21 protein-coding genes are annotated in these 24,736 nt (G+C 36.9%); 2 read left to right on the forward strand and 19 right to left on the reverse strand.

The genetic code is table 11. The features are described from left to right. Positions 1 to 95 precede the first annotated feature (95 nt). The 7 genes from C6Y45_RS11425 to C6Y45_RS11455 all read right to left on the reverse strand — a co-directional run bounded on the left by C6Y45_RS11425 (position 96) and on the right by C6Y45_RS11455 (position 8,629). Positions 96 to 605 (reverse strand): P-loop NTPase fold protein, encoded by a 510-nt coding sequence (locus tag C6Y45_RS11425; protein WP_107585355.1) that lies wholly within the window; start codon positions 603 to 605, stop codon positions 96 to 98. Between the two features lie 137 nt (positions 606 to 742). Next, positions 743 to 2,683: a DUF2075 domain-containing protein gene (locus C6Y45_RS11430; RefSeq protein WP_107585356.1), complete on the reverse strand. Its 1,941-nt coding sequence runs from the start codon at positions 2,681 to 2,683 to the stop codon at positions 743 to 745. Between the two features lie 552 nt (positions 2,684 to 3,235). After that, the gene (locus C6Y45_RS11435) at positions 3,236 to 3,985 is read right to left on the reverse strand and encodes an SDR family oxidoreductase (RefSeq protein ID WP_107585357.1); all 750 of its coding nucleotides are present in this window, start codon (positions 3,983 to 3,985) and stop codon (positions 3,236 to 3,238) included. A 23-nt stretch (positions 3,986 to 4,008) separates the two neighbouring features. Beyond that, complete coding sequence (gene lpdA, locus C6Y45_RS11440; protein ID WP_107585358.1) at positions 4,009 to 5,382, reverse strand: dihydrolipoyl dehydrogenase; 1,374 nt, start codon at positions 5,380 to 5,382, stop codon at positions 4,009 to 4,011. An 11-nt stretch (positions 5,383 to 5,393) separates the two neighbouring features. Further along, positions 5,394 to 6,683 carry a 2-oxo acid dehydrogenase subunit E2 gene (locus tag C6Y45_RS11445; protein WP_107585359.1) on the reverse strand — a complete coding sequence of 430 codons (1,290 nt, stop codon included), beginning with the start codon at positions 6,681 to 6,683 and terminating at the stop codon, positions 5,394 to 5,396. 14 nt (positions 6,684 to 6,697) lie between these two features. Further along, on the reverse strand, positions 6,698 to 7,678 hold the full coding sequence (locus tag C6Y45_RS11450) for an alpha-ketoacid dehydrogenase subunit beta (protein WP_107585360.1): 981 nt from the start codon (positions 7,676 to 7,678) through the stop codon (positions 6,698 to 6,700). A gap of 18 nt (positions 7,679 to 7,696) precedes the next feature. Further along, entirely contained in the window at positions 7,697 to 8,629 is a 933-nt protein-coding gene (locus tag C6Y45_RS11455; protein WP_107585407.1) for a thiamine pyrophosphate-dependent dehydrogenase E1 component subunit alpha, read from the reverse strand. A gap of 442 nt (positions 8,630 to 9,071) precedes the next feature. Between C6Y45_RS11455 and C6Y45_RS11460 the strand changes: the two genes are divergently transcribed. Then, the gene (locus C6Y45_RS11460; protein WP_245922648.1) at positions 9,072 to 10,502 is read left to right on the forward strand and encodes a sigma-54 interaction domain-containing protein; all 1,431 of its coding nucleotides are present in this window, start codon (positions 9,072 to 9,074) and stop codon (positions 10,500 to 10,502) included. A 139-nt stretch (positions 10,503 to 10,641) separates the two neighbouring features. On the opposite strand, the gene C6Y45_RS11465 is transcribed toward C6Y45_RS11460, so the two are convergent. Genes C6Y45_RS11465 through C6Y45_RS11480 form a run of 4 tightly spaced genes read right to left on the reverse strand, consistent with a single transcriptional unit; the run spans position 10,642 to position 14,630 of the window. After that, entirely contained in the window at positions 10,642 to 11,919 is a 1,278-nt protein-coding gene (locus tag C6Y45_RS11465; RefSeq protein ID WP_107585362.1) for a TRAP transporter large permease, read from the reverse strand. Further along, complete coding sequence (locus C6Y45_RS11470) at positions 11,916 to 12,407, reverse strand: TRAP transporter small permease (RefSeq protein ID WP_107585363.1); 492 nt, start codon at positions 12,405 to 12,407, stop codon at positions 11,916 to 11,918. The genes C6Y45_RS11465 and C6Y45_RS11470 overlap by 4 nt, the downstream gene beginning before the upstream one ends. Before the next feature lie 59 nt (positions 12,408 to 12,466). After that, positions 12,467 to 13,585, reverse strand: coding sequence for a TRAP transporter substrate-binding protein (locus C6Y45_RS11475; protein WP_107585364.1), 1,119 nt, complete (start codon positions 13,583 to 13,585; stop codon positions 12,467 to 12,469). 19 nt (positions 13,586 to 13,604) lie between these two features. After that, positions 13,605 to 14,630, reverse strand: a complete 1,026-nt coding sequence (locus C6Y45_RS11480; RefSeq protein ID WP_107585365.1) for a zinc-dependent alcohol dehydrogenase — start codon at positions 14,628 to 14,630, stop codon at positions 13,605 to 13,607. 839 nt (positions 14,631 to 15,469) lie between these two features. Between C6Y45_RS11480 and C6Y45_RS18200 the strand changes: the two genes are divergently transcribed. Then, on the forward strand, positions 15,470 to 15,619 hold the full coding sequence (locus tag C6Y45_RS18200) for a hypothetical protein (RefSeq protein ID WP_160058331.1): 150 nt from the start codon (positions 15,470 to 15,472) through the stop codon (positions 15,617 to 15,619). A gap of 472 nt (positions 15,620 to 16,091) precedes the next feature. Here C6Y45_RS18200 and C6Y45_RS11490 read toward each other — a convergent pair whose 3' ends face one another. The 8 genes from C6Y45_RS11490 to C6Y45_RS11525 all read right to left on the reverse strand — a co-directional run bounded on the left by C6Y45_RS11490 (position 16,092) and on the right by C6Y45_RS11525 (position 24,675). Next, positions 16,092 to 17,060 carry an aldo/keto reductase gene (locus C6Y45_RS11490; RefSeq protein WP_107585367.1) on the reverse strand — a complete coding sequence of 323 codons (969 nt, stop codon included), beginning with the start codon at positions 17,058 to 17,060 and terminating at the stop codon, positions 16,092 to 16,094. 103 nt (positions 17,061 to 17,163) lie between these two features. Further along, a complete protein-coding gene (locus C6Y45_RS11495) occupies positions 17,164 to 18,138 on the reverse strand; it encodes a D-2-hydroxyacid dehydrogenase (RefSeq protein WP_107585368.1) in 975 nt (324 codons plus the stop codon). 47 nt (positions 18,139 to 18,185) lie between these two features. Beyond that, positions 18,186 to 19,583 carry an aldehyde dehydrogenase family protein gene (locus tag C6Y45_RS11500; RefSeq protein WP_107585369.1) on the reverse strand — a complete coding sequence of 466 codons (1,398 nt, stop codon included), beginning with the start codon at positions 19,581 to 19,583 and terminating at the stop codon, positions 18,186 to 18,188. 47 nt (positions 19,584 to 19,630) lie between these two features. Further along, positions 19,631 to 20,506 carry an HpcH/HpaI aldolase/citrate lyase family protein gene (locus C6Y45_RS11505; protein ID WP_107585370.1) on the reverse strand — a complete coding sequence of 292 codons (876 nt, stop codon included), beginning with the start codon at positions 20,504 to 20,506 and terminating at the stop codon, positions 19,631 to 19,633. Positions 20,507 to 20,527: 21 nt separating this feature from the next. Further along, the gene (locus C6Y45_RS11510; protein ID WP_107585371.1) at positions 20,528 to 21,625 is read right to left on the reverse strand and encodes a zinc-binding dehydrogenase; all 1,098 of its coding nucleotides are present in this window, start codon (positions 21,623 to 21,625) and stop codon (positions 20,528 to 20,530) included. 68 nt (positions 21,626 to 21,693) lie between these two features. Next, positions 21,694 to 22,983 (reverse strand): TRAP transporter large permease, encoded by a 1,290-nt coding sequence (locus C6Y45_RS11515; RefSeq protein WP_218017811.1) that lies wholly within the window; start codon positions 22,981 to 22,983, stop codon positions 21,694 to 21,696. Between the two features lie 32 nt (positions 22,984 to 23,015). Further along, positions 23,016 to 23,507: a TRAP transporter small permease gene (locus C6Y45_RS11520; protein ID WP_160058333.1), complete on the reverse strand. Its 492-nt coding sequence runs from the start codon at positions 23,505 to 23,507 to the stop codon at positions 23,016 to 23,018. Positions 23,508 to 23,607: 100 nt separating this feature from the next. After that, entirely contained in the window at positions 23,608 to 24,675 is a 1,068-nt protein-coding gene (locus C6Y45_RS11525; RefSeq protein WP_107585373.1) for a TRAP transporter substrate-binding protein, read from the reverse strand. Positions 24,676 to 24,736: the final 61 nt, after the last annotated feature.

Genomic DNA, 24,736 nt, shown 5'->3' on the forward strand with positions numbered 1-24,736 from the left:
CTCATCTGTCCATTCGATAGACATTCAGGGTCTCCCTGATTGTCTATCGAATGCCACCAAGCGAGAGCGCGGTAGAAGAAACGATCAAATCCCAATTATACGTGTCTAGTTTCTTGACAGAGTATCAATCCTAAAACACTTTTCAAAGGGAGTTCATCATCAATTCTTTCTAAATCATCAAAACATAATAATATATTCCTCTTAATATTATTATTTATATATTCTTGGACTTTATTAATACTTTCAGCTAAATCCATACTAGCTCCAACCCCTAATCCCCCTATATTAATACTATTTATATTTTTTAAAAGAGATGTGGTAGTGCTTATCACTTTTCCTGTGTTTATTCCCTTACCTTGATTTGAAAACTTAATTAAAGAAATAACTTCCATGAAAACTTTATCTGAAATCTCTTCCAGAGTTCTGATCCCATTTAATGAAATATAGATAATTTGCCATTCGCCGTCCTTTTTTTCTAAATGCTGCCTCACATCATTTTTTAAAAAATAAGTTTTTCCGGAACCCCAGTTCCCATTTACATGAATGGCGTAATCGGTATCTTTTCTTTTTAAATAATTTTCTAATATTTTATAAAACGATTCCATATAAATCCCTCCTTTATTTATGTGAGTTATGAGCGTTTTTTTTACTAAAGTTAAAACTGTACGAGTATATTTGCTTATTTTATTCAAGAAATCTTTATGCTTTAAAAACTTTTTATTCTTTTTAAAACAGTAGATTTTTAAATAGTGTCTTTTACTTTAGACACTGTGTTAATGGGTCTGAAAAATTCATTCTCTTCGTATTTATACGAAGCTTTCTCAAGTCTTTTCCTGAAATACTCTTCCAGCTCTTCATCCGTGCAGTAAATAAAGCAGCCTTTCTGCCCTCTTGTCATGAGTGTCCGGTACGTGTTTCGTATAATCTCATCAGCCAGAGAAGCAGCTTTTTCTGGATCTTCTTTCTGCATTTTTTTAATGCCTTTTAAAGAACTGTCTGTTTTTGCCCGTTTAGAGGAATCCGTGACGACTTCCCCATCTCGGTAAACGAGATCGTCGCCGATAATGACCCCTACATATTCAAACTCCAGCCCCTGGGAAGTATGAATGCAGCCGATTTCGTTGACCGATTCCGAATCGATCGCCCACGTGGCGGTGTTTCCGAGATTCCAGCTCATTTTAAAACCATACTCCTCTAGAACTATGTCGTAATAATTGGAGTCGGCTTTTCCTTCCTTCTCCCAGTTCCAGCAGTAGCCTGCGACGAGCCTGGCTTTGTTTCTTTTTTCGTTCAGCTTTTCAATGTCCTGTTTCAGCTCCAGGGGATCGGAATACACCCGGAAATCGTAGGAGGCTCCCATGTGATGCGTGTTTGCTGTTTCACGGATTTCGAGCACATCATCCAGCCAGGCAAGGTAGCCGTCGGAACCGTTGCACCGGAACTGGGAGTCGAGCTTCATTGTGGTTATGTTTGCTCCTTCCGCTTCCGCAAACCGTTTAATTTCATCCATACTTCCCTTATCTTTCAACGTCACCCGCTGCCGTTCATCGATAAAATAAATGGCGAGCTTGGAGGCGTTCATGATTTCTTTCGTCTGGTTCTCCCCTAAATGAGAAAACATACCCGACTTTTCATTCAGACGGTGGGCTTCATCGACAATCAAACAGTCGAATTCATCTTTAGGAGCCTCCACGTACGATCCTGATCCTTTAAATAAATTATCAATACTGCCCTTCTTAAAATCCTGTTTCAGCTTTGTCGCATAGATATTTCTCGGTGCGGCGTTTTTTGTTACGTACTGTGCCACAAGGTGCTTTTTTGTCATTTCCACCAGCAGATTCACGGCCAAAACCGATTTTCCAGTACCGGGCCCTCCTTCGATCACAAGCACTTCCTTCGTTTTTGTTCTCAGTGCCTGATCCGCCAGCTGCAGGGCGGTCTCATACACAACTTTCTGGTCATCGATCATGACGAATTCCCTGTTTCCTTTCAGCATGCTGTTAAGAGCATCCTGGAGTGACTTGGACGGCCGGATTCTGCCATTTTCGATCTGATAAAGGTTTTTCTTCTGGTCCCCTTTATGAATATACTGCTTAATAAAATCCCGGAGTTTCCCTGCGTCCCCTTTAACGAACACCGGAGCCTGATCTACGTAAAACTCGTAGAGAGGAGCTGTCAGCGGATCTTCTTTCTGATTGATATAGTTATGTAAATAAGCACACGGGTAAATCTGTAGGTCGTCCTTCTGCGCATTTTCATTATAATCTTCAATTAAGGCAGCGTAAGACCACGCCTGATACGACGGGTGGGTTGTTTCGTGAAGACCGCCCCTGAACATCGTTTTGACGATCGCTTCTTTCCCTTCTATTTTCTCAACCGCTTCCCACTGCTTAAGCTCCACAATGACAATTGATCCTTTGCTTTCTTTGTATCCGGAAATAAGCATGTCGACCCGCTTGGAGGTGTAAGGAATTTTAAACTCGATCGCTACGCCGGCATCCTCCGGAATGTCCCGGTCCGACAGCACCCGATACATGTACTGCATGGAATTATCCCAGGAGCGCACCTCGCTTTTGTTGACCCGGCCCACCTTCGATTCATAGTTATCACATATATGCTTAACAAGCTCGTCCTGAAAGACGTCCTGCAGAAAATCCCGTTTCGTCGCCTCATAAATAATCATTTAATCACCACGTTCTATCATTATAGTTTGTATATTGAAAATATTAACATTGTATAGGCCTATTTTATCACATTAAATGAGTTTCGTTGGGATATCTTGAGAGATTGACAAAACTACTTTTAGTTTTGCTAATACCGATAAAAAAATCTATTAAACCAGAGTTTATTTTCCTTATATTCATTCTAAATTACAGTATTAAAAAACTCTCCCATTAATCCAATTAGGTTATGGGAGAGCCCTTCATTATATATAAATTAAAACAGACGTTTGCGACCCGGTGAATTAAACGTTTACCTCTAATGAATGCAATCTCTTTCTCGTATGCAGCAAATAAGTGTAAACTTTGTCTATAGAGTTATCTTTAAAGAAGAATACTTTTAAAATAATTACCATTCTAAAGGTTGTTCATTATTCCAAACGTTCAATTTAATTTCTGTCATCTCGTCCATAGTAGATTTTATGCCTTCCCACTCATACAAATCATTATAAGCATTTTCACTAAATCAGCTTCCTTAAAAATACATTTTTTCTTCGTTTAACACCTCATTCTAATTATCTTCCTAAGACACCACCATCGACTGGAATAAGTGTCCCTGTTATATAGTCGGAAGCTTGAGATGATAAAAACAAGGCTACACCCTCTATATCCTCCGGAGTCCCCCAACGTTTGGCCGGAATGCGATCTTCCACTTGTTTTTTTCTAACGGCATCTTTCATTAAATCATCGTTCATAGTTGTTAACATATATCCTGGAGCAATTGCGTTCACTTGAATATTATACTGGGCCCATTCATTGGAAAGCGATTTAGTTAACTGCATAACAGCACCTTTACTGGCTGAATAAGCAGAAGAATTGTAGGCACCGATAATTGAGACTATCGAACCGAAATTTATTATTTTTCCACCCTTATTTTTTTTCATACTTGCAGCTGCCAATCTGGAAAGCTCAAAAACTGCACGAACATTTACACCCATTATTTTGTCCCACATATCTATTGGAAAGTCTTCTGCAGGATGACGTTGAATTAAACCGGCACTGTTTATAAGAATGTCCATCTCTCCGTTAAGTTTTTCTAGAGCTGCTTCATACCCTTGTCTTAAACTGTGCGAATCCAATAAATCGGTTTGAAAAACATGTAAAGAAGGTTCTGATGGAAACAAATTAGGGAGCTCTTTTATATTTTCATCAATATCAAGAACTGCTATTTCTACTCCTGCTTTATGAAAAGCTCTGACTAGCGACAAACCAATACCATTTCCACCTCCGGTAATAATAGCTTTTTTTCCGGTAATATTAAACATAGGTTCACTTCCTTTAAAATCACTTAAGAATGTAGGGGCTTATTAAGTGCAAAGTTCGCAACTTCTAATAAAATTTCAGATAAAGAAGGATGCGGCTGAACCATCTCAGCCATTTCATCTATAGTACCCTCAAGATACATATAAGCAGAAGCCTGACTTATTATCTCAGTTACATTAGGTCCCACCATGATCACTCCATAAATTTCCCCCAGATCTTTATTAAACATGATTTTAGTGAAACCATTATTTACTCCCAGCGTTCCTGCTTTTCCATTACCTTCTAATGGTAATTTTTTTGTTGTGTAAGTGATTTTTTCATTTATTAACTCCTTTTCAGTTTTCCCCACACTTGCTACTTCTAAATTCGTGTAAACGCATCTAGGCATGACACTATAATTTATACGTTCTCTTTTCTCATATAAATTATTAACAGCAGTTAGACCTTCGGCGCTTGCTGCATGAGCTAGTTGCCAACCTCCTATTACATCTCCCACAGCAAAAATTCCTGGTTCACTTGTTTCCATAAAGTCATCTACTAAAATGGCATTTTCCTTTGTTCTTAAATTCAGCCTCTCTACCACTTCAGTGTTAGGCTTTCTTCCTGTAGCTATAAGTATTTTATTGAAATTTAATTGGATAGTTTCTTCTTCATTTCCTTTACATTCAATAATTACTTCATCGTTATGAGACTCCATATTTTTTACAGAGGTATTCGTGTAAATAGATACTCCTTTTTCAGATAAATATTCTTGTATGAGATAAGCAGCTTCTTTGTCCTCAGATGGAATAAGTTGTTCACCCATTTCAATAACTGTCACTTTTGTACCAAAAGAAGAAAATATATCTGCACATTCAACTCCGATAATCCCACCTCCAATGATACACATAGAAGCAGGTATTTCTTTTAAATCAAAAATGGAGTCTGTCGTTTCATATTTAATTTTTTCTATGCCTGGGATTGGCGGAATAAAAGGTTGAGACCCGGAAGCTATTATAATTTTCTTACCCTGAAGGTTTTCGCCACTGGAAAGAGAGACTATTTTATCCTCTGAAATTTCGGCATAACTCTCAAAATGGTCTATATGATTTTTTTTCAACAAATAGTCAATTCCGCTTCTGAGTTTGGTGAGGATATTATTTTTATGTTCTACCATTTTTGGCATCGAAATTGATACTCCTGAAAAATCTATTCCTTTCTCTCCAGAATTTTCTACAGAAGTTAAAACATCTGCGTTTTTCAAAAACGTTTTGGAGGGAATGCAACCACGATTCAAACAGGTCCCCCCAAGCTCCCTCGCTTCTACTAATGCTGTTCTATATCCCTTGGTAGAGGCACGTAAGGCAGAAACATATCCCCCCGGCCCACCGCCAATAATAATTAGATCGTATTTCTCCATAAGATCTCTCCCTAAATAAGTAGTTTAAAAGGGTCTTCCAGCAGGCGTTTTACGTCACTTAAAAAGGCAGCTGCCGGGGCTCCATCCAAGGCTCTATGATCAAAAGATAAGCTGACACCCATAATAGAACGAACAGTTACCTCTCCTTGTTTTACTGCTGGTTTTTTTGATATTTGTCCAATTCCTAGAATTGCGGCATTTGGCTGATTAATTATAGGATTGAAATGATCCACTGCATATTTACCTAAATTACTTACAGTAAAAGTACTCCCTTTCATTTCTTCTCCCTTTAATTGGTGAACTATTGCCCTCCTTCCAAGGTCTTTTGTTTCTTTCGTAATATCAGAAAGAGTTTTGTTGGTGATATTTCTTATAACAGGAACTACTAATCCATCCTCAATAGCTACTGCCATTCCTATATTAACTTTTTCATGATACGTAATTTGATCCTTGTTAAAAGAAATGTTCATACCTGGGTGTTTGTGAAGAGTGTCTCCTACTGCTTTGAGAATAATGTCATTAAAAGAGATTCTAACCTTCTCTTTTTCTTCTATAAGTGGCAATAACATATTTCTCAACTGCACAGCTTCTGTCATATCAATTTCGCTATAAAGCGTAACGTGAGGTGCTTCGAATGCACTTTTTTTCATACTTTCTGCGATGGCTCTTCGTAAACCTTTGATTGGTTTAACCATTTCACTTCTTTCTTGAGAGGTGTCCGCTGGTGAGTTAGAAGATAGAGTTAATACATCTTCTTTATTTACTTTTCCGTAATGACCGCTTCCCTCGACCTCATTAATATCGATATTCTGCTTTTCTGCTACTTTTTTAGCTAAGGGGGTAGCTCTTTTGGCAGGCTTCGCCTCCTTTTCTGATTGATATATTAGAATATCTTTTTTCTGTATACGACCGTTTGGTCCAGTTCCTGTCACTTGGTCTAAAGAAATGTTCTCTTCTTCTGCTATTTTTCGAGCGAGAGGAGTACGTGGAGTTTTAACATTACTTTGCTGTTTTTCCTCTTCTTTGTTTTGACTCCCTTCCACCTTCGCTTTCACCTTCTCTCCTTTCTCTCCTATGTAAGCTATGGGAGTATGTACTGGCACTGCCTCATTTTCCTCAAATATTATTTTTATTAAATGTCCTTCATGTTCTGCTTCTACTTCCATCGTAACTTTATCGGTTTGAATTTCTACTAGAGGATCTCCTTTTTCAATAAACTCTCCAAGTTCCACAAGCCAGCTCACTATAGTACCTTCTTCCATTTGTGCGCCCAGTTTGGGCATTAAAACTTCTGAAGCCATAACGATCCCCCTCCTTATTTTCCAATTAATTCTTTCACTTTTCTTATAATGTCTTCCACTTGAGGTACTGCTGCTTTTTCAAGTTTTGGATTATAAGGGATCGGGGTTGCCTTTCCTCCTAAACGACCCACTTGTGCATCTAAATAATCAAACGCTTCGCTTTCAGCGATCATACTTGCTATTTCGGCTCCATATCCGCTTCGTTGAACACTTTCATAAACCACAAGAACTCGATTAGTTTTTTTAACCGATTCGATAATAGTAGCTTCATCCAGAGGAACGAGTGTGCGCGGGTCAACGATTTCTACGTCGATGTTTTCATCAGCTAACTTTTCAGCTGCCTCAATAGACCGAGAAACCATTATGCCTGTAGCTACAATAGTCAGGTCTTCACCTGACCTCTTTATTGCTGCTTCTCCTATATTAATTTCATACGCTTCTTCAGGAACTTCTCCTTTTGTACTGTAAAGCAATTTATGTTCATAAAATAAAACTGGATTATCGTCATTTATTGCAGCTTTCATTAATCCTTTAGCATCGTAAGCAGAAGATGGCTGTACAATTTTCAGACCCGGGACATGAGTCATCCATGCTTCCAAACTCTGGGAATGCTGAGCTGCGAAGCCAGCTCCAGATCCTCCTGGTAATCGAAAAACTACAGGAACTTTCGCTTTTCCTCCAAACATGTACCTATTCTTCGCAGCTTGATTAACAATGTTATCCATAGCTATCATTACGAAATCTGAAAATTGAAATTCTAATATTGGCCGCATCCCAGTCATTGCGGCCCCCACTGCGGCTCCGCTTACAGCTGCTTCTGATATCGGTGTATTGCGCACTCGAAAAGGACCAAATTCTTCAACCATTCCATTAGTAAGTCCAAAAGCACCGCCATACACTCCTATATCTTCTCCCATAATAAATACATTCTTATCATCTCTCATTATTTGAGACATAGATTCTCTGATAGCTTCTAGATATGTTATCTCTCTCATGTATATACACTCCTCCCATTATGCAAAAATATCGGTCATTAATGAATCCAAATCTGGTTCCTTACTTTCTTCCGCAAATTTCACAGCTTCCTCTATTTCTTTAGTAACTTCGTTTTCTATTTCCGCTATATCTTCTTCTGACAATACATTGCCCTCTAATAATTCTAATTTCATGCGAGTAATTGGATCTTTATTTTTTCTCCACTCTTTTTCTTCATCACGTGTTCGATACTTTTTTGCGTCACTTCTTGAGTGTCCTTTCCAACGATATGTTTGAGCTTCAATAAGTGTAGGTCCCTTGCCTTCTCTGGCTCTATTTACTGCCTGTTGTGTAGTTTCTGCTACTTCTTTCACGTTATTTCCGTCGATAGTAACTCCTGGAATTCCATAAGCCGCCCCACGCTCAGCTATATTTTCGATATTCACCATTTCTTTAATAGAACCAGACATCCCGTACAAATTGTTTTCACAAAAGAAAACCACAGGTAACTTCCAAACAGAAGCCAGATTAAGGGATTCATGAAAAGCTCCCTCGTTTGTAGCTCCGTCTCCGAAAAATGAAACTACCACATAACCTTCTTCTTTCATTTGCGAAGTAAGGGCTGCGCCTGTAGCCAGGGGAAGCCCCGCTGCCACAATACCATTGGCTCCTAAATTTCCGACTTCCAAATCAGCAATGTGCATGGAACCGCCTTTCCCTTTGCAATATCCTGTTTCTTTACCTAAAAGCTCTGCCATCATTCTTCGAATTCCTGTGCCTTTTGCTATACTGTGTCCGTGTCCACGGTGTGTGCTGGTAATTTTGTCGTTGTCAGATAGAGGGAGACATGCGCCTACTGCTGTAGCTTCCTGCCCTACACATAAATGCATGGTTCCGTGAATTTTACCTTCTTGAAATAATTTCTCCACTGTTTCTTCAAAGCTACGTATAAGTATCATGTCTTTAAGCATTCCTTTTAGCACTTCTTTAGTAAAAGGTTCTTTTTCATTGATTTGACTCACTTTAGTTCCTCCTCTAAATATATTTACTACTAATAATTAAGAATGCAATTTTCGTGCCATTTCAAAAGTGTTGGTAAATAAGTATTCAAAAAATAAAACGATGCAAAAATGAAACGCTTTCATTGCATCAATGCATCATATACAATAAAACACATAGGGAGGTGACGACATTAATAATTTTTTAAAACAAATTAATAACATTGGAACTTTAACTCTAAGCCGACGCGGTGAGGTTTTGTATTCTAATAATCTCGCTAAAAAATACCTTTATCAATTTGAAGTTATTAGTAATACTGTTTTACAAGGAGGGACTAATTTTTGTTTAAATGATTACCCTTCCGAGATCAACAGCTTTTCTTATCGGGATCAATATGTCGTTTTCATACATCCTATGGATAAATTAGTTAGATTACAAAAAGAAAAAGCCTCTCTAAAAGAGGTTCGGCAAGAATTAAACGAAGTTATTAATTCTTCTTTTGATGGAATTGTGATAAGTGATGAAAACGGAGTTATTATTCACCAAAATCCTTCCTATGAAAAAATTACTGGTTTATCTGTAAAAGATTGTGTGGGAAGAAGCTTGAGAGAATTAGAAGAAGAAGGCATTATCGATAACTCAGCTACTTTAAAAGCATTGAAAGAAAACAAAGGAGTTACTATTACTCAAAAAATCAACACCGGTACAATGGTTTTAGTCTCCGCAGTTCCTATTAGAAACCGGCATGGCGAAATAAAAAAAGTTGTAAACAATGTTCGAGACCTAACATTGCTAAACCAATTGCAACAGGAGATTGAACAGTTAGAAAAGCAAAAAAAAGAGATTGATAAAGAGCTTAAAATGCTTAAAAAACAGAAAAATCCTAAGCTGTCGATCATTGCTCAGTCAAAAAGTATGAAAGAAGTAATTAATCGATCATTAAGAGTTGCAGATATAGATTCGAGCGTTTTGATCCAAGGAGCTTCTGGAGTTGGTAAAGAAAAAATATTGGAATTAATCCATCATAATAGTGTAAGAAAAAGCCATTCTTTGATTAGAATCAATTGTGGAGCACTTCCTGAAAATTTATTAGAATCTGAGTTATTTGGTTACGAGAGCGGAGCATTTACAGGAGCTAATAAAAAAGGGAAAGTAGGACTACTAGAGGCGGCAGATAAGGGCACTGTATTTTTGGATGAAATAGGAGAGATGCCTTCTTCGCTGCAAGTAAAGCTTCTCCGAGTGCTACAGGAACACAAAGTGACTAGAATAGGTGGGACGAAGGAAACTTCTATTAACATAAGAGTGGTTGCAGCTACTCATAGAAATTTAGTGAAACTTATAGAAGAAGGTAAATTTAGAGAAGATCTGTATTATAGATTAAACGTTATACCCATTCAAATCCCTTCTTTAAAAGATAGGAGGGAAGACATTATACCCCTTATTTACCACTTTCTACACGTGATAAACCAAAAATATGGGATTCACAGAAGAATATCGCCTGAAGCATTAGACATGTTTAAATATTATGATTGGCCAGGAAATGTAAGAGAACTAGAGAACTTTGTAGAAAGAATTTCTTTAATGACTGCAACCACTGAAATTGGGATGGAAGATGTAAGAAAGGAACTCCAGGGAAACGACGCTCTTCAAACAGCTGCCGACAAGACAAAAATAAAATCCCCACCAGTTAAACCTTTAAAAAATTCACTAGCAAATTATGAATCCCAAATTATTAAAGAAAGTCTAGGCAAACATGATAGTATTCGCAAGACAGCTTTGGCATTAGAGGTGGATCAATCTACTCTAGTAAGAAAAATGAAAAGATATGGAATTGAAAAATAACTTTTTATGAAACTACTATAAATATAGTAGGCATGCATGTAAAAAAAGACCTTTACAGACAATTAAATTGTCCTAAAGGTCTTTCTTTATTTCTATTGATTTCTTATTCTTTTAGATATGTTCCTCTTTTAAGTAAATTTTATATTAGCTTGAACCAAATCGAAAAGATCGGTAAAAAAGAAATAAGCAGTACTGCTAGTATCATTACAATAATAAAAGGAATAGTTGATTTTGAAATAGCACTTATTGATATTTTTGATATTTGAGAAGCGGCAAATAAGTTTAAACCTATAGGGGGGGTAACTAGTCCTATAGCTAAATTCACCACCATTATGATCCCAAAATGCACAGGATCGATGCCCATGCCAACGGCTAACGGGAGTAATAAAGGGGTGAGTATTAATATCGCCGCCGAGCCTTCAATAACCATACCCACCAGGAGCAAAAAGATGTTTATTATAATTAAAAAAACATAAGGATTTGTTGTAATATCCCCCATGTAATTTGAAAGCATTTGAGGGATACCATTTATTTGAATGAAAAAACTAAATGCACCAGAAGTTCCAATAATAATCATAATTATAGAAGTTGTTATAGATGAGTTTATTAATGTGTTTACGAGTTTTTTGAAATTCAATTCCCTGTATATAAATCCAATCACAAAAGCGTATGCTACTGCTATAATCGAAGCTTCTGTTGGAGTGAAAACACCACCGTATATTCCACCTAATACAATTACTGGCATTGCTAAGGCTGGAACAGCTACGACAAAGCTCTTCAACAAATCTTTAAATGAACATCTAGGTTCCTTTGGTAAATTATTTTTCTTTGCATGATTTTTAGAATATATGTAGGCATATATCAATAAAGATAATCCCATAATAATTCCAGGAACAATCCCGGCTAAAAACATATCGCTAATCGAGACTTCTGCACTGATCCCATATAATATTAATGGAATACTAGGTGGTATAACTATTCCTAAGGCCCCTGAAACAGCTACATTGGAACTTGCAAATCCAGTATTATATCCTTTCCCAATCATTGCTGGTATCATAATAGTTCCTATAGCAATAACTGTTGCTGTACCTGAGCCTGAAATAGCCGCAAAAAACATAGCAGTGACAATTGCTACCATTGCTAAGCCGCCATGAAAGTGTCCAACTAACTTGGTCGAGAAATCTATTAGTCTTTTAGCTATTCCTCCTGATTGCATTAATCCACCAGCAAGAATAAAAAATGGGATAGCCATTAAAGGAAAAGAGTTCAAAGAGACCAGCATTCTTTGAGGAACAATTGACAAATCAAGTGTTTGACTCATGATAATTCCAAGCATGGTAGATAACCCTAAAGCCACTGCAACTGGGACGCTTAAAAACAGAAATATAAATAATGAGATAAAGAATAGGAGAATCATGATCTCACCTCTTTCGCGTCTTCAAGTATATTTGCCACTGCATTAATCACTAGAAAAAACCCACCTAATGAAAGGGCGAAATAAAACCAAAACATAGAGATTCCAAGCCCTGGAAGCCTTTGTCCTGACACACTTTCTGCTAAAGTAAATCCATAATAAAGCAAAATAAAGTAAAAAAACAAAGATAATAAATTAACAAATAGCTTTAATCTGCTTTTATTCTTTTTTTGAAGAATCTCTGGCAGTACTTCAACCGCCAACAATTGTCCCTTCCTTAAGGCTAATGCAGAACCTAGCAGTACAATATACAACATTAATATTCTTGCTAATTCTTCGGACCAAGGAATAGAAGTTCCTATGAGATACCTGCTGAACACCTGCCAGAATATCGTTATAGACATAATTGCTAAAAATGCTGCTAAAACATACCCTACAACATTATTAATATTGTCAACCACTTTTATATAATATTCACTTATTGCCTTCATTCTTCCCCCCCCTTGTAAAAGGAAACATAAGGTGACGATTCTTCGTCACCTTTTAAATTTTATTGGTTGAAATTCTGTATCCGTTCAATCAAATCTTCTCCAATAACTGGCCCCCATTCATCATAAACTTCTTGAGTCATTTCTCTGTACTCTTCTTTTTGTTCGTCTGTGAATTCGTAGATTGTTTGGCCGCCTTCATTTTCCAAGTATTCCATAGCATCTACTTCCATTTGATCGATTGTTTCACGACCTACATCCCGTCCATATTCTGCAGCTTCGATAAGCGCTTCTTGATGCTCATCTGACATCGAATTAAATTGATCAGCACCCATAGAAATAGGTGCAGCTACAAACCTAGCATCAGTTATAGTAATAGAGCTTTGGATTTCATCAAATCCTCCGGTTTCTAAAACCATAATGGCTTGGTCATGTCCATCAATAACGCCCTGTTGCAAAGCTGTATAGACTTCAGGCCAAGCCATTGGTGTAGGGTTTGCCCCAACTGCTTCCCATGTATCAATTTGTACTTCACTTTCCTGTACTCGAATAGTATAGTTTTCCAAGTCGGAAATTTCTTCTATGTCTTGACCTGCACTTCCAATCACTACAAATCCATTTTCAATCCAAGACAATATCTTTACATTAGCGGCTTCTTCAAAGCTATCAGCTAGCTCTTCCCCAATTTCCCCGTCCAATACACCCCTGGCATGTTCTTTTCCTTCGAAAATGTAAGGAAGATCAAAAACAAGCATTTCTTCTTCAAAAACTCCCATAGGTCCACTGGATTGTAAAGCTAGGTCAACTGTCCCCTGTCCCATCATTTCATACACTTCTCTTTCTCCACCAAAGGCGTTACTATAATGTATGTTAACGCTTACTTCATTATCGGTAAGTTCCTCCAGCTTTTCTCTAAAAGCTGAAGCTCCAGCGTCATTCTTAGTGTCTCTTCCTTCAGGAAGACTCATATCTAAAACGATTTCCGCTTCTTCATGAGCTCCCGATGTATCTTCCTCAGAAGTATTATTGTTTTCATTAGCAGTGTTATCAGCACTTGCTTCATTGTTATCGTTTCCGGAAGCTGTATTAACCTCTTCATCTCCTGAATCTGCATTATTGAAACCACAAGCCGAAAGTACAAAAACACTAGAAAGCACGGAACATACAAATATTTTTTTCAATGTATTTCCTCCTAAAAGTTTATTTATAGTTATCGGGGATTAAAAGGGTTTTAAAACCTATATTTTTTTCTGCTAAATCAAAGCCTTCTACCCAATTCGAAAGAGCAACTTGATTTGAGATTAAATCTTTCACATTAATTTTGTTAGTCCGTAATAAGGTCAAAGACTTGTGCCATGAGGCAGCAGTCGTACCGAAGCCATTAATCATTTCCAATTCTTTCATTAAGATCAAGTCCGCATCTATTGAAACATTTTTTCCAAAGAGACCCACTTGAATTAATTTACCACTCTTTTTCGCTAAACTTATACAGTTTGTCAATGAAGATTCTACACCAGCACATTCCACTGTAACGTCAAATTCCTTTTCGCTAATACTTATATCGTCAGGAATATGATCAGTTATCCAAGTTTTTTCGGCCCCCAACTTTAAAGATAATGCTAAACGATCTTTATCCTTTGCAGTGCCTAAGACAGTAACATCAGCACCATTTGCTCTGGCAACTTGAAGTGCCAGTAGACCAATAGTTCCCGGTCCTGATATTAAAACAGAATCTCCGGCTTCGATATTCGTTCTTTCACTCATACACCTTACTACACAAGCAAGTGGTTCCGTCAGAGCTGCTTCTTCATAACTCAAGTTATCAGGTATAGAGTATACACTGGAAGCTGGAACGGACAAATAGTCTGCAAATGCTCCATTTATTCCCGACCCAATGGATCTTCGCTCTTTACATAGCATCATTAACCCTTTCCTACAATATTCACAACTACCGCAGGTATCTATGGCAGTCAAAGCTACGACCCTGTCCCCAGAATTTAAAGTTGAAACATGATTCCCCACCTGAACTATTTCACCCGAAAATTCATGACCAAGGATAACAGGTGGGTTGATAGGATATTCACCTTTTTTTATATGAAGGTCTGTTCCACATATTCCGCAGGCCTTTACTTTAATTAACACCCATTCTTCTCTTACTACGGGAAGTTGAGATTCTATTAACTCCATCTCCCCATCACCTATTGCTTTTTTAATTAAAGCTTTCATTCACTTCCCCCTTTTGCATTGATGTATTTTTGCATCACTAATGCAAGAATGCGCTTACATTTCGAGAAATTCAAAGTTTTAGTGACTACAATTTTAGAAGCAGGAATATTTGCAGCTCTAACAATGTGATCACCTACCTGTAACTATCACTCATTAACAGCCATTTTTTTAACCGGCAAGTAATGAAATTCGTAATACGTAAGAAGCTGAATCGTGCTAAAGGAAATTGCTTTACATATTCTGCTTTTTTAAATTTAAACCGCCGCCTCTCTGATAATTGTGGATGGTTGGGAGCCGTAATTTGTTTAGGATATAATAGTTATTCAATTTTTATATTATCCCCCTTTCTTAATATTAATAGTATCTGCAAAACCCATGCCAAAAAAGAATGAATTTTATTGGAATTTCTAAGAATCCCTATACTAGAAGAGGTTTCTATTCATAAAAATTTCTTGAGTCAGGTGAATACTTCGTTTTTTCATTAATAACAACAGCATAATAATTATGAAAATTAATAAATATGAAAACGATATGCAAAAATGCAACACTTTAAATTGTATTTTCATTTAATATTTGATTCCTAATTTCTTTCGGAGTTCATATAATATACTGATGTTGGAAATCAAACAAAGCAAATTTTTTTAATAGAAGGTTAGATTGGTCATCTATGACACACATATAATGAACAATCATTAAATTTTAAAGAAAATGGGATTATGGATGTTAGCTGAAAATATTAGTTAAGTAATTTAAACATTTACTTCTAAGAAAACACTCTTATTATAAATTGACAAAACCAGAGCGATACCGTTCTCTAATTAACCATACTGGAGCAACGTGTGATCATGCTCCTATATCTCTTTAATGGTGAGGACAGTTTATCAAGGGTGGAAGTGAGTAAGGCTTTAAGTATTTCTTTACAGAGAGTGTATCAGATGGAGAAGTTGACTTTGAGAAAGCTCAAGCTGAGTATGGAAATCAACTTTTGATTTCACTTATAATAATCGTATATGTGCTTTAGAAGCTCATTCTAATATAGCCTCCTGTAAAAATTCACGCCTCTCTGCCTCAAAAATTATCATCATTCCATCACCACGATTGATTTGTATAGTCTTCAAAAAGAAAATAATAATTTTGCATAGATCTATTCCCTCGTCTCAAGAAAACTGTAACCGTCAAGTGTAATTTAGCAGTTACAAAAACTTAGTTGAAACAGGCATAGGGATTGAATAAACATTATTTAAATTAGGCCTCCACTGCTTATATGTAGTAAAACAGAACTTTTTAAGTATTAAAAATTAAACGGAATGGTCTAACTTTTTCTATTTCTAAAAAAGATGAACAGAGATTTTAAATCCCTGCTCATCTTTTTAAATACCTTAAATTCACTATATTAATCATGCTATTCTTATAGTTTAATCTTGAACAATAGATTGAATAAATATATGTGGTTTCTTCAACTTATCTTTCATCATCTCTATCTGTTGGGTGAGGGGGTGGAGTCGATAAGTCCGATATGGCCTGTCGTAAATCCTCCGTCATATTTATTTCTAAGGATTTTAGAGCTGTATCTAATTGATCCACGTTTCTTGCCCCTATTAAAGGAGAGGTAACTGTAGGTTCTGATTTCACCCAAGCTATGGCTAAAGGTACGGGATCAAATCCATTATCATAAGCGAATCCAGTAAATTTCTCCGCTATATTATAATTAATTGTATCAGCATACCTCTTTGAGTAACTCTCTTGCTCAATTATTCTTCCAATTTCCGGTTTTTTCCCTTGATTATATTTACCTGTTAAGAGACCGGCTCCTAAAGGACTATAAGGCATAACTGCGATATTTTCTGAGCTAGCCAAAGGAAGTATCTCAACTTCCACCTGACGTTTCACCAAACTGTACATTGGTTGTATAATTTCAAAACGAGCTAAATATTCTTTCGCTTGCACACCTAAAGCAAGTGCAATCTGCCACGCTGCCCAATTACTAACTGCGGGATATACTATTTTCCCTTGCTTTTGTAAATCATCAAGAGTTCGCAGAGTATCTTCCATTCTAGTGTTTTCATCAAATTTGTGTAAAAAATAGAAATCAATTCTATCAGTATTCAACCTTCGCAAACTATTTTCTACTTCGCTCATGATATGGTGTCTAGAGAGCCCCTTGCTGTTAACATCATTACCCATTTGATTATACACTTTGGAAGAAATTAAAACTTCATTCCTGCAATTCGAAATACATTTTCCAAGTATTTTTTCTGCTTCTCCCTCTGCATATTTATTTGCACAATCGAAAAAATTAATTCCTGCTTCCCTAGCCTTATCAAACATCTTCATCGACATTTTTTCGTCTGCACCGGCTGAAAAAGACATAGTACCAAATGCGAGTTCTGAAACTTGGATACCAGTTTTTCCTATACTGCGGAAATTCATTCTACGACTCCTTTTAATAAGCGTATTTTTGAAGCAGAAAGTGCAATAACAATAAATTGATCTCTAGTATTAAGCAGATTTAAGATATAATTATTACTCCATTTTAAGAGTTCACTACATTTTGTGTTTGACTTTCCAAGAAGCTTTTTACGTTTTCTACACTAATATTTAAAAGTCTTTCACGGGCTTCTTTCGTTCCCCAAGAAATATGAGGAGTAATTATACAATTAGGAGCGGTTAACAAAGGATTATTTTCTTCGATTGGCTCTTTAGACACCACATCTAATGCCGCTCCTCCAACCTTTCCTTCGTTAAGTGCTGCTGCTAAGTCCTCTTCATTAATAAGAGGTCCCCGTGAAGTATTTATAATCATTACTCCCTTTTTCATTTTTTCAATGCTCTGTTTATTAATCATTTGGTACGTTTCATCAAAAAGAGGGGTATGAAGGCTAATTACATCCGCTTCGGATACCACTTCCTCCCAAGATTTGTAGGCTAGAGTATCACTTTCTAAACTTTTATCCGGATACTTATCATATGCCAACACTTGCATTCCTAAAGATTGGACTACTTCTCCGAAAGCTCTTCCTATGCGACCGTACCCAACTATTCCTATCTTTTTCCCTTCAAGTTCTACAAGAGGATGTTTCCAATAGCACCAATCTTTATTTCTCGACCACTCCCCCTGCTTCACGCTATGGTTGTGTTCTCCTACATGATGGCACATTTCAAGAAGAAGAGCTGTCGCCATCTGAGCAACTGAAGAAGTTCCATACGTAGGAATATTGGTTACAACTATATTATTGTCTTTAGCAGCTGATACATCCACTACGTCATAACCGGTAGAAAGCATTCCTATATATTTCAGTTTAGGTAGCGCTTCAATAACCTCCTTGGTAATGGGAGTTTTGTTTGTAAAAATCACTTCGGCATCTTGAGCTCTTTCGATGACAAGTGATAAATCTTCCTTCGAATAAGTCGTACGATCATAAATTGTTACATCCATCAGTTTTTCTAAAGGCTCCCAGCTTAAATCTCCTGGGTTTAGTGTATAACCATCTAACACTACTGCTTTCATAATATTTCGCCCTCCTTTTAAGTGATTAGCTGTTATAAAGTTTCGTATCAAATATTTTCGTTTTTCATAACTTCTCCAAATAACTCTTCGTCCGTAGGTACTTTATAATTTTTTATTTCTTTAGCTACCCAGGTAGTATTTATATAATGTTTGTACGTGATGTTTTCAGACGTAATATTATTTCCCCACGTCCCACATCCTAAATTAATGGTAAAAGGCATCCCATTATTCCAATTTCCCGCGTTGGATTTTCCAACAGGCATATTAACTGCTACTCGGCTTGTTTTAGTTTTTAATGCAAAGTCTAATATTCTATCTTCTAAAGCACTGTGAATGCCACACGAATGCCCTGCTCCACTATAAGCTTGAATATTATTCACCTTATCTATGGCTTCGTCGAATTTTTCATATTTATATACAGCAACGACTACAGATAACTTTTCTCCTGAAAAAGGGTACTGCGGACCAATTCCTTCTTCTTCTACAATGAGCCAAGTTTTATCTTCTGGTAACTTAAAACCTGCTTTTTCAGCTATAAAGGAAGCCGGCTTTATAATTACTTCTGGATTCAAGTTCCCATCTTTCCAAAGAACCGCTTGTAATTTTTCTTTTTCTTCCAGACTACATACATAGCCTCCCGAAGAAGCCATGGCCTCTAAAGTCTTATCATAAACTTCTTCTTGAATAATCGTTGCGTTTTCAGTAGAACAGCCACTAGCTAAATCATTCATTTGTGCTTCCATGATTTTATGAGCTGCCTCTTCTACTTCTGCGGTTTCATCAATAACCACTACTACATTTCCAGCCCCAACCCCATAAGCCGGAGTTCCAGAGGAGTAAGCCGCTTTCACCATTCCAGCTCCACCAGTTGCAACTATTAAATCACAAGCTTGCATTAATTCGTCTGTTTTACTAAGGCTTGGTTCTTCAATACATAATAGGAGATCTTCAGGGACATTTAACCTCTTAAAAAGTTCTCTAATTTCGTTCACAACTTTTAATGTGGTTTCCTTGGCTCTAGGATGGGGAGCACAAATCATAGCATTTCGCCCCATAATAGCATTCATCATACCGATAAATACAACACCTTCTGGTACTGTCATCGGAACCAGAGAGGCGACTACCCCTACTGGCTTGCCAATTTTAATTAGTTGCTTTTCGTGATTATCTTCAATTACCCCTACCGTTTTTGCATGTTTAATATCTCGCATAATACCTCTCGCACGAGCTTGTGTGCGATTGATTTTACTTTCAATATCTCCAATTTTTAATTCCTCATAATTATAGTGCGCCCAATCCTCTGCTTTTTTTACCGCAAACCAACCGATACTAGCTGCAATATTTCGCACTTCTTCTTGGGTATAACTATCAGCCATTTTTTGCGCTTCTTTTGCTCGATATACTAATTTGTCTATCCCTTGTGATGTACTTTCCGTTTTACTCATATCAAATACTCTCCTTTAGAATGTATTTTATAAAGTTGATTAATTAGTTAGTAACCAACAGCCTCACCTTTAGCAACGAGCTTTTTAGCTCGTTCAGCGATAGGGTTGTCAATCATTTTCCCCTCGAACATACAAACACCCTCACCTGAATTTTTAGCCTTTTCAAAAACTCTCAGTAGTTCTCTCGCTTTCTCTATCTCTTCTGCCTTAGGAGTAAAGACATCATTCACAATTTCCACTTGACTCGGATGTATACATGTTTTACCAGTAAAACCGATACTTTTCGCGTAACTTGTATCTTTAATCATATTTTGTTTATCACCAATATCTGTAAAAGGAGTGTCCAGAATATCTATCTTACAAGCATTACCCGCATGAACAATAACGTTTCTAGCATATGCCACTTCTTTTCCTTCTGAAGTTCTCTCAATTCCTAATTCATTTGTTAAATCCTCTGCTCCGAATTGTACCCCTGAAATTCTTTCACTAGCGGAGAGAATGGAAAAGGCATTCGCAATACTATAACTTGTTTCTAGCAATGGGATGATATTAACTTCAAAATCCTGAATATCGAACCGTATTTCTAATGCTTTAATTAAAACATCAGCTGTTTGAATAGCATGTTCGTAAGCTTTAGGTATGATAATAGTGTTGGGCTGTTCTTCAACTACTGCTTCTAAATCGAGTATTCCATCCCGAGTAGTAATGTCATTTATTCTTATCATCACTTCTTTATTAATTTCTTTAAAAGAGCCAATATGTTTTTTAACTAACTTTCTGGCATTTGACTTCTCCGTAAGACTAACCGCATCTTCTAAATCTAAAATAATGCTGTCAGCCTCTATTTTCAGCGACTTTTCAATCATTTTTTCTGAATTACCTGGCACATATAGTAGAGATCTTCTAATTGATTTGTGGACCAATTTGTGACCCTCCTTTTTAAGCTACTCTTTTTTATTCGGTTCAATAATAGCCCGGGTAACTTCCTTAGTAGCAGCTTTTCTCATAGCTATTTGAGATTCGTTTAAACTATATGTCCTGTCTGTTAAACTATCGAAAGGATATTTTTCGGAATACTTCTCCAGAAATTTCAGTGTTTTGTATAGATACCAGGGCTGGTACCTCAAAATCCCTTTAATAGTCAGGCATTTTCTTGTGATTAGTCCAGGAACAATCGGAATGTTCTGACTTTCATCCACACTGACATTTCCTAGTTCAATCACTGTACCTCCTAATTTTGCAATACGAACTGCTTCATTAAATGCTGCAGGGACCCCGGCAGCATCCAGTACAAAATCAGCACCTTCTCCATTTGTTATATCCAAAATTTTCTCTTTTCTTTCTTCTATACTAGGGAAACTATTCATATCAATTACGTGCGAAGCTCCAAATTTTGTGGCCTCTTCCAAACGAGCAGCCACACTGTCAATTACAATAACATTAGCACCCATCGTATCTGCTATAGCGGAAGCAAAAAGCCCTAATCCGCCTGCCCCTTGAACGACGAGCGTATCATTTACTTTCAATCCCGCTTGATCTATAGCGTAGACCATTTGAGACATTCCACAGTTAGCGCCTGCCGCTACGTTATCAGGAACTTTGTCTGGAACTTTATAAAAATATTGATTGGATTGAATAACATAGTGAGTAGCAAACCCTCCAGTAAAGTGCGGATGTTTTTCGGCTACTTGGCCTTGATAATCACTGCCATGAGTGCAAATATTGAAATGTCCGTTCAAACAGGCCGTACATTTCTGACAGGTAAGGTAATATACTGGTACTACTCGATCACCCAAATTAACTTTCTCACCTGAATAATCTGTTTCCACACCTTCCCCTAATTCAATAACTTTTCCTACCATTTCGTGTCCTAAGACATGGTTTTTAAACAAATGCTTACCTTCCCACATGTGTATGTCGGATCCACATATATTACTTTTTGTAACTTCTATATTCAGACAGCCTTTATCTGGTTTTGGCAACTGATATTCTTTTATTTGAATTTCTTCTATTCCAGTCATTGCTGCTACTTTACCTTTCATTTTTCATTCCTCCCAAGATATAATAATTTTTCTTGTGTTAACGGGCCTTTTTATACTCTCCCTTACAATTACTGCCACCATAAGGTAAGGGCAGGAACATAAGTTATAATTATTAAACCAATTATTGAAGGTATTAGAAACCTCACTATATAAGGCCACATTTCTACCAACGAAGATTTGTTGATTCTAGCTGATACAAATATATTTGCTGCCATAGGAGGGGTTATTAATCCAATTTGTATATTGGTCACTAAGATTATCCCAAAATGAATTGGGTCTATTCCGAAATTCATTGCTGATGGGTATAATAAGGGCGCCATTAACAACACTGCTGCGTTCGTTTCCATAAACATACCAACTAAAAATAGAACTAAGTTGACAAATATTAAAAATAATAAAGGATTTTCAGTAATTGTAGTAGTAAAGTTTGCAATAGTTTGAGGAACTTGCATTAAAGTCATCACTCTATTAAAAATGCTTGCGAAAGCTATTATTACCATGATAGAAATTGAAATTAAGGAAGCTTGATAAAATATATTTGGTATTTTATAGACAGAGACTAACCTACCTAACACAATTACTAGCAAAGCATAAACTCCTGCTATTGCTGCTGCTTCTGTAGGAGTAGTAATTCCTGAATAAATCCCTCCCAGAATAATTACCGGAAGCAAAGCTGCTGGTAAAGATTTAAGTGTTAATAAAGGGGCTTTTTTAAACAAATCTTTATCAAAACTTGACTTTCTTTCCATTTTTCCTGCTTCCTCATTAGTTAACACGGTAGGAATACTTAACCAATGCACAATCATATAAATAAGCGCCATCATAATCCCTGGAACGATTGTTGCTAAAAAAAGATTAGAAACAGAAGCCCCAACAGCAGCACCGTATACAATTAGTGGAATAGATGGAGGTATAAGCACTCCTAATAAACCAGAACAACCTGTAAGAGCTGCTACATACCCTCTCTTATAGCCTTTATCTATCATTCTTGGTCCGACGCTACTACTCATAGCAGCTACTGTAGCAATAGAAGATCCTGTCATAGCCCCTAGAAAAGCACTAGATAGCAAAGTAACGTGACCTAATCTTCCAGGAAGCCAGGATAGGAATACTTCTATTAGATCGATTAACTTATCGATTAGTTTTCCCCTGTTCATTAATTCCCCAGCTAATATAAAAAAGGGAATAGCTAAAAGCGGAAACGACGCGACGGCGTAATAAGGCATCGAAGCTATCATACCGAACGGTAAATCTGCCATCCAAGCTCCCAGTAACCCAGCAAGAGCAAACGTAAAACCAATCGGTACTCCTATTATTAACAACAATAGTAGTAAAACAATCATTGCTGAGAGAGTCACAACTCTCACCTCGCTTCTATATTAAGGATTACTTAGTTTGCAGTTTTATATTTATTAAACAAAACCATAAGATTTCCGATCGTATGAACTAACATCAAAACAAGACCAATAACTAAGGAGGTGAAGGGGACAGCCAGAGGAATACGCAAAGCCATTGTAGCTTCCCTATTTTCAAAAAAATACATTAACAAAGCGAAGCCTATATTTAGAAGTATCGCTCCAATGATTAACATAGCTATATTAGATAGCACATCAAAAATAAATACTATTTTCTGTGATTTTATTAAACTAGTAATTTCAATTAGAATATGCCCCTTCGTGTAAACCAAAAGTCCTGTTCCAAAAAATGTCATCATAGCGAAAGAAACTAAGCTAATATCGCTAGTGTCAGGTATAGGCAGGTTAAAAAACCTGGAAAGAACTTGTATAAACACCGAAACGAACATAATCATCATCATTAAAGTCACTAGTATTTTTTCTAATTTGGATAAATTTTTCTCTAATTTAGAATAAAAATTTAACAACCACATTCCCCTCCTTTGAAGGCTTTCTCTTTTAATGTCTCCGGGTAAAAATCATTTCACCCGGAGACAATTAAGTTAAGTCAGGTTTTGTTAGTGATCGTTACTCTCTTGCTTCCTCTACTTCGTTTCTTAACTCCTCAATATTTTCACTGCCATATACATCTTCTAATTCATCCCACAAGTCCATTCCAATCTCTTGAAAAGTCTCAAGTTGATTGTCGTCTAACTCAATAACTTCTACTCCCTCGCTTTCCATCATTTGTGCATACTCTTCAACTTCAGCCCTTTGAGCCTCAATTTGCCACTCCTGTGCTTCTTCTGCCGCCTCTTCCAAAGCAGCTTGATGCTCCTCTGACGAGTTCCCCCAAATTTGTTCACTCATAGCAATAGTTCCAGTAGCAAAAACATGGTTTAATCTAGTGTAGTATTCATTCGTTTCATGTAGGTTGTTATCATATGTTATGAGCAACCCATTATCTTGCCCATCTACAGTACCTTGTTGCAGCGCTGTATATAATTCTGGCATAGCTACTGTAACTGTTTGGGCTCCTACTTCTTCAAAGAAAGACATTATTGCTTGAGAGCCTGGCACTCTTAATTGCAGGCCATCAATGTCCTCTGGATTTTCAACTGGACCACTAGAATTAGACAAACCACGGAATTCTAATTCATACCAACCTAAAGCCCTAATATTGTTATCTAGCAGAGTTTCTTCCATCGTTTGCGGAATAACTCCATCTCCATAATATATTTCATCCGCTTCTTCATAAGATGAAACTATATACGGGAGGTAATGAAAATCTAGCATTTGATCCATTCCCGAAAGAGAACCTTGATTAAGAAAAGCAAATTCTAAATTACCGCTCCCTAAATCTTGGCCCAGTGATTCATCACTTCCGATTTGTCCGCCCGGAAATACATCAATTGAGATTTCCCCATTAGTCTTTTCTTCTACTCTTTCAGCAAACATTTCAGCACCTTGATGTTGAATACTGTCTTGGGCAGCTACCATACCAAGTCTATACTCTCCTCCATTCTCATTTGAAGAAGCCTCAGTCGTATCATTCTCCGAATTATCAGCTGAATCATTTACGTCTGCGCACCCTAACAAAGCTATACTAGAAAATGCTACTCCTGTTATTACGAGCTTATTTCTTTTCTTTTTCATAGAAATTACTCCCTTCAATTTTTTGTTATAATAACTTAAAATAACTTCTAAATTCTCAATA

The organism is Alkalicoccus saliphilus (assembly GCF_003044065.1).
Classification (GTDB): Bacteria; Bacillota; Bacilli; order Bacillales; family Salisediminibacteriaceae; genus Alkalicoccus; species Alkalicoccus saliphilus.

Excerpts from the sequence above, each read along its gene's own strand:
- C6Y45_RS11425 (WP_107585355.1), bottom strand. The coding sequence starts at position 605 with ATGGAATCGTTTTATAAAATATTAGAAAATTATTTAAAAAGAAAAGAT.
- C6Y45_RS11430 (WP_107585356.1), bottom strand. The coding sequence starts at position 2,683 with ATGATTATTTATGAGGCGACGAAACGGGATTTTCTGCAGGACGTCTTT.
- C6Y45_RS11435 (WP_107585357.1), bottom strand. The coding sequence starts at position 3,985 with ATGTTTAATATTACCGGAAAAAAAGCTATTATTACCGGAGGTGGAAAT.
- lpdA (WP_107585358.1), bottom strand. The coding sequence starts at position 5,382 with ATGGAGAAATACGATCTAATTATTATTGGCGGTGGGCCGGGGGGATAT.
- C6Y45_RS11445 (WP_107585359.1), bottom strand. The coding sequence starts at position 6,683 with ATGGCTTCAGAAGTTTTAATGCCCAAACTGGGCGCACAAATGGAAGAA.
- C6Y45_RS11450 (WP_107585360.1), bottom strand. The coding sequence starts at position 7,678 with ATGAGAGAGATAACATATCTAGAAGCTATCAGAGAATCTATGTCTCAA.
- C6Y45_RS11455 (WP_107585407.1), bottom strand. The coding sequence starts at position 8,629 with ATGCTTAAAGACATGATACTTATACGTAGCTTTGAAGAAACAGTGGAG.
- C6Y45_RS11460 (WP_245922648.1), top strand. The coding sequence starts at position 9,072 with ATGGATAAATTAGTTAGATTACAAAAAGAAAAAGCCTCTCTAAAAGAG.
- C6Y45_RS11465 (WP_107585362.1), bottom strand. The coding sequence starts at position 11,919 with ATGATTCTCCTATTCTTTATCTCATTATTTATATTTCTGTTTTTAAGC.
- C6Y45_RS11470 (WP_107585363.1), bottom strand. The coding sequence starts at position 12,407 with ATGAAGGCAATAAGTGAATATTATATAAAAGTGGTTGACAATATTAAT.
- C6Y45_RS11480 (WP_107585365.1), bottom strand. The coding sequence starts at position 14,630 with ATGAAAGCTTTAATTAAAAAAGCAATAGGTGATGGGGAGATGGAGTTA.
- C6Y45_RS11490 (WP_107585367.1), bottom strand. The coding sequence starts at position 17,060 with ATGAATTTCCGCAGTATAGGAAAAACTGGTATCCAAGTTTCAGAACTC.
- C6Y45_RS11495 (WP_107585368.1), bottom strand. The coding sequence starts at position 18,138 with ATGAAAGCAGTAGTGTTAGATGGTTATACACTAAACCCAGGAGATTTA.
- C6Y45_RS11500 (WP_107585369.1), bottom strand. The coding sequence starts at position 19,583 with ATGAGTAAAACGGAAAGTACATCACAAGGGATAGACAAATTAGTATAT.
- C6Y45_RS11510 (WP_107585371.1), bottom strand. The coding sequence starts at position 21,625 with ATGAAAGGTAAAGTAGCAGCAATGACTGGAATAGAAGAAATTCAAATA.
- C6Y45_RS11525 (WP_107585373.1), bottom strand. The coding sequence starts at position 24,675 with ATGAAAAAGAAAAGAAATAAGCTCGTAATAACAGGAGTAGCATTTTCT.